Annotated in this window: 13 protein-coding genes, 1 pseudogene and 1 riboswitch; of the genes and pseudogenes, 2 read left to right on the top strand and 12 right to left on the bottom strand. The window is 37.1% G+C overall.

What is annotated here, in order from left to right; translation table 11 throughout:
- The first annotated feature begins 85 nt into the window (after positions 1–85).
- Positions 86–1444 (top strand): MATE family efflux transporter, encoded by a 1359-nt coding sequence (locus tag V7083_RS10035; protein WP_335477386.1) that lies wholly within the window; start codon positions 86–88, stop codon positions 1442–1444.
- 145 nt (positions 1445–1589) lie between these two features.
- Here V7083_RS10035 and V7083_RS10030 read toward each other — a convergent pair whose 3' ends face one another.
- The 12 genes from V7083_RS10030 to V7083_RS09975 all read right to left on the bottom strand — a co-directional run bounded on the left by V7083_RS10030 (position 1590) and on the right by V7083_RS09975 (position 11653).
- A complete protein-coding gene (locus V7083_RS10030; RefSeq protein WP_335477385.1) occupies positions 1590–2327 on the bottom strand; it encodes an energy-coupling factor transporter transmembrane component T family protein in 738 nt (245 codons plus the stop codon).
- On the bottom strand, positions 2324–3901 hold the full coding sequence (locus V7083_RS10025; RefSeq protein WP_335477384.1) for an ABC transporter ATP-binding protein: 1578 nt from the start codon (positions 3899–3901) through the stop codon (positions 2324–2326). Before V7083_RS10025 ends, V7083_RS10030 begins: the two co-directional genes overlap by 4 nt.
- Positions 3879–4475, bottom strand: a complete 597-nt coding sequence (locus tag V7083_RS10020; protein WP_335477383.1) for an ECF transporter S component — start codon at positions 4473–4475, stop codon at positions 3879–3881. The genes V7083_RS10025 and V7083_RS10020 overlap by 23 nt, the downstream gene beginning before the upstream one ends.
- Entirely contained in the window at positions 4472–5158 is a 687-nt protein-coding gene (tenA, locus tag V7083_RS10015; protein WP_335477382.1) for a thiaminase II, read from the bottom strand. The genes V7083_RS10020 and tenA overlap by 4 nt, the downstream gene beginning before the upstream one ends.
- 111 nt (positions 5159–5269) lie before the next feature.
- Positions 5270–5371: riboswitch (TPP riboswitch) on the bottom strand.
- 228 nt (positions 5372–5599) lie between these two features.
- A complete protein-coding gene (locus V7083_RS10010; protein WP_335477381.1) occupies positions 5600–5938 on the bottom strand; it encodes a zinc ribbon domain-containing protein YjdM in 339 nt (112 codons plus the stop codon).
- An 82-nt stretch (positions 5939–6020) separates the two neighbouring features.
- Positions 6021–6605: a thiamine phosphate synthase gene (locus V7083_RS10005; RefSeq protein WP_335477380.1), complete on the bottom strand. Its 585-nt coding sequence runs from the start codon at positions 6603–6605 to the stop codon at positions 6021–6023.
- A gap of 10 nt (positions 6606–6615) precedes the next feature.
- Positions 6616–7770: a 2-iminoacetate synthase ThiH gene (gene thiH, locus V7083_RS10000; protein ID WP_335477379.1), complete on the bottom strand. Its 1155-nt coding sequence runs from the start codon at positions 7768–7770 to the stop codon at positions 6616–6618.
- Positions 7771–7772: 2 nt separating this feature from the next.
- Positions 7773–8540 (bottom strand): thiazole synthase, encoded by a 768-nt coding sequence (locus tag V7083_RS09995; protein ID WP_335477378.1) that lies wholly within the window; start codon positions 8538–8540, stop codon positions 7773–7775.
- 14 nt (positions 8541–8554) lie between these two features.
- Positions 8555–9358 (bottom strand): sulfur carrier protein ThiS adenylyltransferase ThiF, encoded by an 804-nt coding sequence (gene thiF / locus V7083_RS09990; protein ID WP_335477377.1) that lies wholly within the window; start codon positions 9356–9358, stop codon positions 8555–8557.
- 3 nt (positions 9359–9361) lie between these two features.
- Positions 9362–9556, bottom strand: coding sequence for a sulfur carrier protein ThiS (thiS, locus tag V7083_RS09985; protein ID WP_335477376.1), 195 nt, complete (start codon positions 9554–9556; stop codon positions 9362–9364).
- Positions 9557–9756: 200 nt separating this feature from the next.
- Positions 9757–10011 (bottom strand): hypothetical protein, encoded by a 255-nt coding sequence (locus V7083_RS09980; protein ID WP_335477375.1) that lies wholly within the window; start codon positions 10009–10011, stop codon positions 9757–9759.
- A 259-nt stretch (positions 10012–10270) separates the two neighbouring features.
- Positions 10271–11653 carry an amino acid permease gene (locus V7083_RS09975; protein WP_335477422.1) on the bottom strand — a complete coding sequence of 461 codons (1383 nt, stop codon included), beginning with the start codon at positions 11651–11653 and terminating at the stop codon, positions 10271–10273.
- 316 nt (positions 11654–11969) lie between these two features.
- On the opposite strand from V7083_RS09975, the pseudogene V7083_RS09970 reads away from it, so the two are divergent.
- A pseudogene (locus V7083_RS09970) lies at positions 11970–12515 on the top strand (DbpA RNA binding domain-containing protein); the annotation flags it as partial.
- Positions 12516–13045: the final 530 nt, after the last annotated feature.

Below are 13045 nucleotides of genomic sequence, written 5' to 3'. Positions count from 1 at the left end.
TCTTCGCACCTTCCGCTCCAATCAACAAAGTGTAAATAAATCACCACTGTTCTTAACACAGCCTTATTGTTAAAGGGGAAGTTAAATGAGTTTACCAAGTTCTACGTATTCAGGAGCTTCAAAGCCTTCGATCACGAATAAACAATACATGGTTTTAGCCTTACCTATTATTCTATCCCAGATGACAACACCGTTTTTAGGAGCAGTTGACACTGCGGTAGTGGGGCAGCTTCCTAATCCTATTTTTATCGGTGGTGTGGCGGTTGGCAGCCTAATATTTAATACATTATACTGGGTGCTCGGCTTTTTAAGAGTGAGTACATCTGGTTTTACCTCTCAAGCCCACGGTGCCAATAATCATGCTGAATTGCTGTACTCTTTATTAAGACCAATGGTAATCGCACTGGCCATAGGTGGATTATTTATCCTCCTACAAGAACCTATTAAATGGACGGCCTTAAAGATGATTAACCCTACTTCTGGCGTAGCTGAACAAGCGGCATTATATTTTGATATACGGATTTGGGGAGCCCCCTTTACGCTGATGGGTTATGTGATTCTCGGATGGCTAATCGGTTCATCATGTATAAAATTAACGGTCTATTTGCAAATAGGAATGAACATTATCAATATATTATTAGATGTTGTGTTTGTTAGTAGTTTCAATATGGGGGTTGCGGGGGTTGCCGCAGCAAGTCTGATTGCGGAGATAGGAGTAACATTAGCGGGGATCTACATCCTAATAAAGTTGAAATTGATCGATATCAGAGCCATTCATCAAATTAAAAACATTTTTGAAGGATCCGTATTTGTAAAAATGCTAAAGGTAAATAGAGATTTGTTTATTCGGTCGATATGCTTGTTAGCGGTTTATACACTTTTTACTTCAAAAGGAGCACAAATGGGGGATGTGGAGCTTGCTGCTAATGCCATCTTGTTTCAACTGCATTTTATTATGGCCTACGCCTTAGGCGGTTTCGGAAATGCAAGTAGTATATTAATTGGAAGAGCGATCGGGTCAAATAATCGTCAATTGTTTTCAGATACAATAGCGTTGTCCGCAAAGTGGGGAGTTCTTTCAGCAATCTTTTTATCTTCAATATTATTTATCTGTTCTTCTTTTATTTATCCTCTATTTACTTCAATAGAAGAAGTCAGACGATGTATTTTACAATATCAAGGCTGGCTTTTATTATTTCCTATCGTGGGGTATTGGGGGATTATCCTAAATGGAGTTTTTTCTGGCGCAACAGAAGCGGCCCAAATTAGGAATTCCATGATCATTTCTATGATTTTGTTTATTTTATTAGTATACTTACTCATTCCGATATTTGGGAACCATGGGTTATGGATTGCATTTACCCTATTTACTCTATTTCGTTCTCTTGTTTTAGGTTTTTATTTACCTGCATTGTCAAAAAATTTTAAGACAGGGGTATTCTAACATCAATATTAAAAACTATAACCGAGTGTCCTATATCTTATAAATTCAACAAGCCAAAAATATACAGATTTTTTTACTTATTATTTTTGGCTTGTTTTACTTAAAAAAATCATTTAAATCATTCAACTTCATCAAAACTATTGTTTTATTTAATAAAAATGGCAATCCCTATTACAACGGTTAATAAAGATAGTAAATAGGCCACGTCTTTTGTTACTACTCTAGCGGTTTGATAATAAGTTCTATCCCTTGCCCCCGTAAAACCACGCACTTCCATTGCAATAGCAATTCGTTCTGACTTTCGTATTCCTTGAGTAAACAATGGTAATGAGTATCTCATAAAAGCCTTCCAACTTTTTTTTTGCTTATAACCTCTCACTTTATGAGCGATTTTCATTTGGTTGAATTCAGATTGGAATAGCGGGATAAAACGAAACCCTGCTAATAGCCCATAAGCCCATTTAGGAGATAGTTTGCATTGATGAATGAAACTCATAATAAGTAAAGTCAAGTCTGTTGTTGAGGTAAACAACAATCCATACGTTACAAACCCTAACATCCTTATTGCAATGGTTAAGCCATGATTCATACTTTCCACTGTAATATGAAACCAGGCCCATTTCCAAATGGTTTCTTCCCCTTCTCCAAAAGCCGCCATCATCCAAAATACAAGAATAAAAAAACCCAAGTACGGTAACAAACTTTTTAAAAGATACCTAATTCTCCAACCTCCTAAAAAAATTCCAATGAATACCCCAAGTATCCATATCCCAAACGTCACTTTTGGATTTGTTATGGTCATTAACAGAAACATAACTAACAAATGAGAAAGTAATTTCATAGAAGGATTTAGGGAAGCGAGGAAAGAATCGTTGGATTTCATACAAAAAGCCGCTCCCTTCTTGCATGCATTAACTGGTATTGAAGCGGCGGAATAATATCCGTTTCCTGTATGATTTCCTGATTAGAAAATAACTCATATGGTGTCCCTTGATAAGCAACTCTTCCTTTATTCAGGAGAATGACTTGATTAGAACAAGTATCGACTAAATCCATATCATGAGTTACCATTACAATGGTTGTTCCCTGTTCCTGTCTCTTCTTTAATCGCATTATAAGTTCCTTAGTAGTTTTTTCATCCTGACCAAACGTTGGTTCATCAAGTAATAATAAAGCTTGATCAAACAATAACATGGTCGCTACACTTAACCGCCGTTTTTGTCCTAAGCTTAAGGTAAAAGGATGAGAATTCTGATAAGATTCCAACCCAAACTCCTGTAACAGTTGAATAGTTTTGGCATGAATCTCCTCTTCTTGCCAATTTCTTTGTCTGCCGCCAAAAGCAATTTCCTCAAATACTGTATCCGTTATAAATTGAAGCTCTGGATTTTGAAAAACATAACCTGCCTTTTCAAATAATTCCCGATCAGACCATTTTTTTAGTTCCCTATTTTGAAAAAGAATTTCCCCGTTTTTTATTGGCTCTAACCGTATTAAACTTTTTAAGAAAGTGGTTTTTCCACTTCCATTTGCTCCGATGATAGAAACCCAATCACCTTTATGGATGTCTACACCAATATCCTTCACGATCGCCTTTTTTCCATAACCAATTTCAACATTTTCGGTTGTGATCAAAGGATTTTCAACCACTCTTTCTTGAGGCTTACATTTCAACATTTCCGACAGATTGATAGATAGTGGGTGCGAGTCACTTTTCACAACATCCCTCCACTTATAAGGGAATAGTTTAGGGCGCCAAACACCTGCTTCTTCCATTTCATGATGATAATGTAGTAGAATTTCTTCTGGCTTCCCATCCGCTATGATGCTTCCTCGCTCATTCATCAGAATGACCCGATCCATCCATTCGATGCAGCCGTCAAGAACATGTTCAACAAATACCATTGTTTGGTTGGTCATTTGTGATAGTTGTTTCAATAATTCAAATATCTCCATTCTTCCAACTGGGTCTAATTGGGCTGTCGGTTCATCAAAAAACAATACTTCGGGTTCTAATGCTAATAAACAGGCTAATGCCAATCTTTGTTTCATCCCCCCTGAGAGTGTTTCAATGGGTGTTTTCCTATCAACCTTTAATCCTACTTTATCCATTACATCCAAAATGATTGGGTCCATTTGACTCCGAGGAATAGATTTATTTTCAAGACTAAAAGCAATTTCTTCATCAACACGAAGCATACAAAATTGAGTGTCCGGATCTTGAAACATAACACCTGTCTGACTCCTAAGAAACACTTCACCATTTACTTCTGCCTCAACATGCTCAGGAATAATCCCTGCAAGAGCAGAAATCAATGTAGATTTTCCACTCCCACTAGGGCCTAATATTAAAACTTTTTCTCCCTTATTAATGGATAACGTCATATCATTAAGGATCTTTTCAAAACGATTGTAGAAGCGAATAGAAAGATTCCTACATCCCAGAAATTTTTCCATGAATGTCATCCTTTTTTCTTTTTTCCTTCATCAAGGCATATTGCTCTAAAACACCTGTTTTAGCCAATGCATCTACTATTACCTTTGCTAACCAACCACCAAGAATGATTCCGCTGATCACATGTATTCCTAACGTTGTAAAAAATACGCCTGTGGTGTAGAATCCAAACCCATTAGCCAATATGTTATACCCCATCCCGACAATTGCTGCTAGAGCACCAGATAGCATTAACGTAACGAGGTCGTAGCGCTTGTATCTAAATAGGGCAAAAGCAATTTCAGACCCAATCCCTTGAAACACTCCTACTAACAAGGCTGAAAGACCAAAATGACTTCCCGTTAATAACTCAACAGCAGCTGCTGCAACCTCGGCAATAAAAGCGGCACCTGGTTTACGAATAATATAGGCTACTATTGGACTAGCAATCACCCAAATCCCAAACATAAAACCTGCACCGACAGGTCCTACTAAAGCAGAAATCGGGATCCAAAGAGTCGACCATCCTAAGTAAATAACTCCGCAGGCAACTGATAAAATAACTGTTAGCACTACTTCTTTCATCTTCCAATTCATCTTTTTACTGCCTCCATTTTTACTGGCCACTCCTCAAGTTTATAGGCCATATCCCAAAACATATATTCAAGCTGACAACTAATTAAGAAATGTTCTTTCATCTTTGCTTTTTCTTTCTCCGTTGCTTCCAAAGCCCATTCATCTATTCGTTCACAAAATTTAGTTGTAATAGAATCTGTCCGATTACCATAAAACTGAATCCATTCATAATAGGGATGAGAGCAATCCGGGTTAATTTCACTTAATAATCTCTTTCCAATTTCCCAATAAGTCCATGGACATGGCAATAAAACAGACAAGATTTCCCCTAATGTACCTTCATGAGCAATGGTCAGCATATGACGTATGTAATGAAGTGCAGATGGAGTTAGTGGAAATCCTTGCAGTTCCTCATATTGAACACCCGCTACCTGACAAAAGTTATGGTGTGGATGGATTTCGCTGTTTAATATAAATGAGATTTGCTTATTAAACATCTCCATATCTTCACGTTTCTCACATTTTGCTATGGCCATTCCATAGATTCTGATAAAGGAATTCAAGTATTCAAAATCCTGTTTGACATAATGAATAAGCTGTTCCTTTCTTAAATCACCCTTGGCAATACCTTGCACAAAAGGATGTTCAAAAATTGCTTCAAAGATTGGATTTGCCTCTTTTCTCAATTCCGCTGAAAAACTCATAAATATTTCCCCCTTTTGGTTATATTGGGAAGACTTTAAATGGAGCGATTCACTGTTAAAAAACAAAAAACCGCTCCAAAAATGGAGCGGCAGAATAATTGTAAATATACCCGTGCACGGTCTCCACTTTCCTACGCTAGTATGAACTAGATCAGGTTCAAAGGGTCCAGAGTAACTCTGTCTCAGCCAAAAATGGCTCCCCTAGTGGGTCTTCCTATAAATTTTATATTTACATTACACCGGCCTTACAATAAAGTCAATCAAATGATTCATTTATGATTCTTAAGTATCAAAAATATTTCAACCATTTTATGAGTAATAGTACTTTACTAATGGAAAACAAAAAACCTCATTTACTTATGATACAGTTTAAATGAGGTTTCACTCCCTAAAAGAAAATATAATAAAAAGTTTTTTGGCTCAATTACATTAAAATCCTATTTATATTTTTTTTACAAACTCTGATTTTAATTTCATTGCACCAAACCCATCAATTTTACAATCAATATCATGGTCTCCATCAACCAAACGGATATTTTTTACTTTAGTACCTTGTTTTATTACGGATGAACTTCCTTTTACTTTAAGGTCTTTAATGACTGTAATCGTATCCCCATCGTTCAAAACATTCCCATTTGCATCTTTGAACGTCCTCTGATCTTCGCCCCCCGATTCGTGAGTTAACGACCACTCATAACCACAATTGGGGCAAACTAACATTATCCCATCCTCATACGTATATTCAGAATTACATTTCGGGCAATTAGGCAAATTACTCATCGTTTTCAAATTCTCCTTGTGAAATTGGTATCCTTTAATACTACCTTTTTTTCTAGGAAAAACAAATCCATTTTAGGAATCCTCACATATGAAAATGGTTGACAAGTTCTTCCGGATTTAGACATGTCATTGCCTCTGACATGATACATACACCTTTTGCACCGGTCATCGCTACATCCTTTAGTTTGTCCGTTGTTATTCCTCCGATCGCGAATACAGGAATCGAAACGGAATCACATACCTCTTTTAGAAATGGGAGACCTCTCGGAGGTACTCCCTTTTTACAATCTGTCGAAAAAATATGGCCTGCTATTAAGTAGGAAGCACCCAAATCTTGAGCTTCAATTGCTTCATCAACTGAATGGACAGAAGCCCCTATTTGAAGAAAGGGAAGTAAATCGTATTTATATTTTCGTAAATTTTCCATTGATAAATGAATATTTCGTTGTTTTAGTTTTGCTGCAACTGAAATAATTTGATTAATAATGAGTGGAACTTGATGTACTTCACAAATATGGTTAATTTTTATGGCCAGTTCTTCGTATTCTTTAAGACTTATATCTTTTTCTCTTAGCATGATAGCATGAGGCTTTCCTTTGGCTAATTGGTGGATTCGATTCAAAAAGTCATCTTTACAAAGCTTTCGATTGGTAACAAAAATGAGCATCCCTGTTCACCTACACTCTAATATAATCTGTATAGACAGGCTGAAGCCCTTTGGAAAGAATCATTTGATGAACTTCACTTACACTTCGTTCATCTGAAATTTCAAATTGTTCATCACCTTTTTGCTCTTCACTATGTCCACCCACCCCAACACTGACACCTGCTGACATTTTTGTTGCAGCCATTCCGATTACATGATCACGAAATCCTGATCTCTCTCTTGTGGAAATGGTAATCCCCGCATATGGCATCAGCAGGCGATAGGCGAGCATAACCTGTAAAAGTTGTTTTTCATGCACATCTTTTGGACCATTTTCTGCATTATTTTTATATGGCCTTAATCTTGGAGTAGAGAATGAAATCTCTGCATGCGGATATTTTTGTTGAATGAGATGGGCATGAACCCCCGCTGCAAATGCATCCTTTCGAAAGTCATCCAATCCAAGCAGGGCACCAAAAGCCACTCCACGCATTCCTCCAAGTAAGGCACGTTCTTGGGCATGAAAACGGTAAGGGAAAACACGTTTAGAACCCCATAAATGTACCTTTTCATACGTGTCCGTATTATAGGTCTCTTGATAAACAGAAACAAAATCCGCACCACAGTGACGTAAAAAGGCATATTCTTCCGTGTTTAAAGGATAGATTTCAATCCCGATGGTTGGAAAATACTTCGTTGCCAATTTAATAGTTTCGCCAATGTATTCAAGGTCGGATTTATATCTTGATTCACCGGTGAGTAATAGAATTTCTTTTAAACCAGTGGATGCAATCGCTTTTAGTTCATTTTCTGCTTCTTGAAATGAAAGTGTTGCCCGATGAATTTTGTTTGTTGCTTTAAACCCACAATAAACACATTGATTCTCGCAATAATTCGCAATGTATAATGGTGTAAATAGACTAATAGAATTTCCAAAATGCTTCCTAGTCTCTTCCATTGCTTTTTTTGCCATATCTTCTAAATAGGGCAGGGCAGCAGGAGATAAAATGGCAGCATAATCTTCCATGGATAGCAGTTCCTTACTTAAGGCTTTTTCAACATCTCTACTTGAAAAACGATCATAATCATATTCTTTTACAGCTACCAAGACTTTTTCCATAAGATTAGACTCAATGACTTCCATCCCATCCAAGTATTCCATATGATCTGTTTTTTTTCGTAACATCCTTAGTCCTCCAAAAATCCAGTCAAAGGACTTGATGCCTCTGCCTTGAATGGTAAAACGCGCCCCAAGCCTGCAAGGTATGCTGAACGCCCTGCTTCAATCGCATGCTTGAATGCTTTTGACATAAGCGCCACATCATTAGCAGTTGCAATTGCTGTATTGCACATAATGGCATCAACACCCATTTCCATTGCTTCACATGCCTGTGATGGACGGCCAATACCGGCATCGACAATAATAGGTAAATGGATTTCATCAACTAAAATTTGAATAAACGCTTTTGTGCAAAGCCCTTTGTTGCTTCCAATTGGGGCACCTAAAGGCATGACTGCAGCTGCACCGGAATTGACTAAAGATCTTGCCGCATATAAATCAGGATACATATAAGGCATGACGATAAATCCTTCTTTTGCAAGTATTTCGGTTGCTTTGATCGTTTCGTAATTATCTGGCAATAAATATTTCGAATCCCGAATGACTTCTAGTTTTACAAAATCACCACAACCTAGTTCCCTTGATAAACGGGCGATTCTTACTGCCTCCTCAGCATTTCTTGCCCCTGATGTGTTTGGCAGTAAGGTAATGTTATTCGGAATATAATCTAATATATTTTCTTCTCCGCCAGCATTTGCTCTCCTAAGAGCAAGGGTGACGATTTCTGCTTCCCCATGCTCAATCACTGCTTTCATCATTTCTAACGAAAATTTCCCTGAGCCTAAGATAAATCTTGATTGAAATTCATATCCACCAATAATTAACGTATCAGTCATTTTCAATACCCTCCCTAGATTTCTTCAATTCCTACCAGTAATCGTAGAATCATATTTGCTTGATGGCCGGCACAGATCTGCACTCTTGGGGCCATTAATCCCTTACCTACTCTTGCCGCATTTTCCAAATCACCGCAGAGGTATAAGTTTTTCATTGGTCTAGTTGTTTTAATTAAATTCGAGCTGTCATAGCCCGCCATCCCGGAAGCAGATACAATTTTAGTATGAGGAAGCTGCTCCAAAGCGGTATTCACAAGCATAGATTTCTGATCTGGTTTATCAAATGATTCACAAATAATGTCATAACCGCTAAAGAGATCCTTTATATTCTCCTCGGTGATCTTTATCGTTTTTATATTGATTTTAATAAAGGGATTAATTTCTTTTATCTGTTCCTTAAGTGCAATCGTTTTTGGCAAGCCTAAATGTCTTATATAATAGCTTTGCCGATTCAAATTACTTGGTTCAACGATATCAAAATCGACCAATAGAAGCTGTCCTACACCAATTCTGGCTAACATGATGGCAATATTTGATCCAAGACCTCCCAAACCAGCGATAGCAACCTTACCTTCTTTTAATTTTTGATGCACATGTGGAGTGTGTCTTGCTACCATCATGCTCTCAAGCTCTTCCTCGCCCGGCATAATCCCTTTACGAATGATCGTTAGGATGTCATTCTCGGCTATTTTGCAATCTTTGTCTATTTGGAAACCATTTAAAATAACAATATCTGTTGGCTCTCCACTTTTTTCACGTAATTCAAATGCAGTCTGACACTCGGTTTCCGTTTCTTTGCCATTTAGCGTAATTTTCATTGTTCAACCTCCTCCAACAAATTGAACAATTTCTAATTTATCTTCATCTTCAAGAAAAATATTCTTATAGTCTGCTTTCGGAACGATTTCTCCATTACGTTCTACTGCAATTCTGGCAAAATCGTATTTTCGAGCTGTTAGAAAATCAAATAAAGTTTGCTTTTTTTCTAGGTCTACACTACTACCATTTACTCTCATTTTTCATCCCTCCTAAATTTTTCCATAAAAAAAGCACAAAACGGACTAACACCCTTTCGGTGGTGTTCCCCATTTTGTGCTTCATTTTTATAGAATGATATGGTCACAGTATATAAAAGTTGAGAATGATCGTCAACATATATAGACATCTTCATTCTCCTCATTCTTATGTTTTATACGTCATCAACCAAAGATCTTGGTTATTTGTTTTTTACTGGTTGAACATTCCATTCCCCTTTTTCTTCAAACCTTACAGCTAATGAATAAGCTAATTCTGTGACGGAGAACGGGTATTCCATTTGTTCAAGCAATTTAATGGCATTTTTCGTTGTGGAAGGTCCAGGATGAATTTTATAGTCAAATTTTACACAATCCTCTTGGACTGACTCGCGAAAATGATAGTTCGTAAATTCAGTCGCCAACGTTGTTAATTCGATATCGTGTGAAGCGAGCATAGCCATCCCTGATGTTTACTAAATTTAATAATTTTCCCTGGTATTTTCTTGTTTTGTGAGTCCAGTTTCTGCTTTTATTCCAGCCTGTTTTAAAATAACTGAAGCGGATTGACCTTCATACAAAGACGAATGTTTTTTCTTGGTCATCTTTTAGCAACAACATGTCATAGGATTCCATATTATTTGTTTCACAATAAAAACAGGGGCATGATGATTGCGACTGCCCCTGTTGATAAACATATTATTTTTTTAATAATTCTTAAGAAACCCGTTTGGTTTGGACAGCTCCCTCTGTACGCTTGCCAATACCAAAGACGTAATAACTGATGGAAACAAGTGCCAGAAAAACAATCCCTACAACAAGCGACACACGGGTATCTTGGTTAAACCACATTCCTATTAATATTAGAACCAGAAAAGCGATTGTCAGGTAGTTTGATACAGGGGCAAAAGGCATTTTGAATGGATGACTATCCATTTTGTCCCCCTTCACTTTTCTGAATTGAATTTGGCTGATCAAAATTACAAACCACGGAATCATCCCCGGAAGTACACTTGCACTATATACATAGACGAATAAATTTTTTGGTGCAATATAGCTTAAAATGATACCCACTGCCAAACCAATCAGTACACCGATCGTACTTAAAAGGGGTACCCCATTAGAAGATAGTTTCGTAAAGATTTTTGGTGCTTGTCCATTTACACCTAATGTGTAAAGCATTCGGCCTGCACTGTAAATCCCGCTGTTACATCCGGACATTGCCGAAGTGATGACAACAAAGTTAATAATTCCGGCTGCCGCTGTAATTCCAAATTTGGCAAAGGTTGCAACAAACGGACTGCCAATTGCATGTAGTTGGTTCCATGGATAAACGGTCACAATCACAAAGATTGCCCCAATGTAAAAAATTAAAATCCGCCAAATAATGCTTTGGGTTGCTTTTGTTAATGTTCTTTGTGGATCTTCTGCTTCACCGGCTGTAATCCCGATTAATTCGACACCTTGATATGCACCAATTACAAGTGAAAGAGCAAAAAAGAATCCTGACCAGCCGCCTGTAAAGAAGCCGCCATGTTCCCAAAGGTTTGAAAGCCCAGTTGGGGTTCCTCCATTGCCAATTCCGAAGAAAATGAGACCAAATCCAGCAACGATCATGACTAAAATAGTGACCACTTTTATCAACGAAAACCAAAATTCAAATTCACCAAATGATTTAACCGAAATTAAGTTGGCTGCACCAAGAATCGCAAAGGCAACTAAACCCGGAATCCAAGCAGGGAGATGCGGGAACCAATACTGCATATATGCCCCAACAGCAATAATTTCTGACATCCCTACAATAACCCATTGAAACCAGTTGCTCCATGCCGTTAAATACCCTGCTATTGGATGGATATACTTATAGCCGAAGGTTGCGAAAGAGCCCGTGCTAGGCTCTATATATAACATTTCTCCCATTGCCCTCATAATAAAAAAGATAAAAATTCCTGCAATGATATAGGCAAGTAGTACAGACGGACCCGTCCATTGAATTGTACTTGATGAACCCATAAATAATCCGACACCGATTGTACCGCCCAACGCAATCATCTGAATATGACGCGATTTCAAGCCTCTCTTCAATTCCTCATTTTCCACTTTGTTCACTTCTTCCTACTATTTGTCTCCTGCTTATCTTGTTATCTTAATTATTATTCTATTATATTTTGTCCTCCTCAGAAATACAACTGTATTTATTGGGAAGACAACTATTTAACTAGATTTTTTATGCAAGAGTATTGCGAAAATAAGTTTATTTTTGAATTTAACAATAATTTATTGATTATTTAACCACTAGTTACTTTTAACTACTATGCTAATCCGCACCCGCCAAAATTAGTCAATCTAACATATAATTATTTCGTACAGGTAATGTAAGGGCTATGAAAAATGTCCCACGTAAAGAACTCCTCCCTTGGCTGCCAGAGGTATTGATATTGATAATGTGACACTTGTCATCAATTATGACGTCCCTATGGAAAAAGAGAGCTATGTACACCGAACTGGGAGAACTGGCCGTGCCGGAAATAGAGGAAAAGCCATTACGTTTTCGACACCTCTTGAAGGCAAGTTCATGAAAGCAATTGAAAAATACATCGGCTTTGAGATCCCTACTATAGAGGCTCCTAGTGATGAAGAAGTGGCTGGTGGAAAAGCTGCTTTTGAAGAAAAACTTGGCGCAAGAAGAGTTGTTAAAAATAATAAAACAGCCAGGATCAATCAAGGTATTATGAAACTCCATTTCAACGGCGGAAAAAAGAAGAAAATTCGTGCTGTTGATTTCGTCGGAACGATCGCAAAAATCCCTGGAGTCACAGCAGATGATATTGGTATTATAACCATACAGGATCATATGTCCTATGTTGATATTCTAAACGGAAAGGGTTCATTAGTTCTACAAGCCATGGAGAATGCGACTATCAAAGGAAAGAAGTTAAAAGTGAGCAAAGCAATTAAATAAAATAGTGTAACAGCAATACCTTGAATCCCCCTTACTTTAAAAGATAAGGGGGGGATTTTTGCCTACATTAGGATTTAAGGTCAACACAAAGCCAAAAACTTTAATGAAATTACACTATTCATGCAAAGTCTCATTGTTGGGTTATTTAATTCTGATACAAAAGTTAGTAAGCCGCAAGATGATAAAAATAAGGTTTTAAAATTAATTATTTCTATTAAGCAAATAAACCTCATTTTACTTATGGTACGGTTCACCGTAACGCATCTAAATGAGGTTTTTCATATTTTTATATAGAAGAACACCCCGCATCATACCAAGAGAGCCCTTTTTGTTCAAGTTCCCGAATATTCTTATAACAGGAATGCTCCTTTAAAAATCAAAGCTCTTACCCATGTACAACAACATGTATAAGAGCTTTTTATTATTAAAATAATATATATTTTAATCTCTTAAGTAACCAATTATTAATTATTGAATTAACCATAAATAAATATCACTATTTAGTTTGTCTAATATGTTTTAGCATAAAC

This window comes from Bacillus sp. JJ1764 (genome assembly GCF_036962145.1).
GTDB lineage: Bacteria > Bacillota > Bacilli > Bacillales > Cytobacillaceae > Neobacillus.
This window is presented reverse-complemented; position numbering and strand designations above follow the sequence as displayed.

Bases quoted from the DNA above. Each gene is read 5' to 3' on its own strand.
- thiH (WP_335477379.1), bottom strand. From the start codon at position 7,770: ATGTTACGAAAAAAAACAGATCATATGGAATACTTGGATGGGATGGAA.
- V7083_RS10025 (WP_335477384.1), bottom strand. From the start codon at position 3,901: ATGGAAAAATTTCTGGGATGTAGGAATCTTTCTATTCGCTTCTACAAT.
- V7083_RS10005 (WP_335477380.1), bottom strand. From the start codon at position 6,605: ATGCTCATTTTTGTTACCAATCGAAAGCTTTGTAAAGATGACTTTTTG.
- tenA (WP_335477382.1), bottom strand. From the start codon at position 5,158: ATGAGTTTTTCAGCGGAATTGAGAAAAGAGGCAAATCCAATCTTTGAA.
- V7083_RS09995 (WP_335477378.1), bottom strand. From the start codon at position 8,540: ATGACTGATACGTTAATTATTGGTGGATATGAATTTCAATCAAGATTT.
- V7083_RS09980 (WP_335477375.1), bottom strand. From the start codon at position 10,011: ATGCTCGCTTCACACGATATCGAATTAACAACGTTGGCGACTGAATTT.
- V7083_RS10010 (WP_335477381.1), bottom strand. From the start codon at position 5,938: ATGAGTAATTTGCCTAATTGCCCGAAATGTAATTCTGAATATACGTAT.
- V7083_RS10020 (WP_335477383.1), bottom strand. From the start codon at position 4,475: ATGAATTGGAAGATGAAAGAAGTAGTGCTAACAGTTATTTTATCAGTT.
- thiS (WP_335477376.1), bottom strand. From the start codon at position 9,556: ATGAGAGTAAATGGTAGTAGTGTAGACCTAGAAAAAAAGCAAACTTTA.
- thiF (WP_335477377.1), bottom strand. From the start codon at position 9,358: ATGAAAATTACGCTAAATGGCAAAGAAACGGAAACCGAGTGTCAGACT.
- V7083_RS10035 (WP_335477386.1), top strand. From the start codon at position 86: ATGAGTTTACCAAGTTCTACGTATTCAGGAGCTTCAAAGCCTTCGATC.
- V7083_RS10030 (WP_335477385.1), bottom strand. From the start codon at position 2,327: ATGAAATCCAACGATTCTTTCCTCGCTTCCCTAAATCCTTCTATGAAA.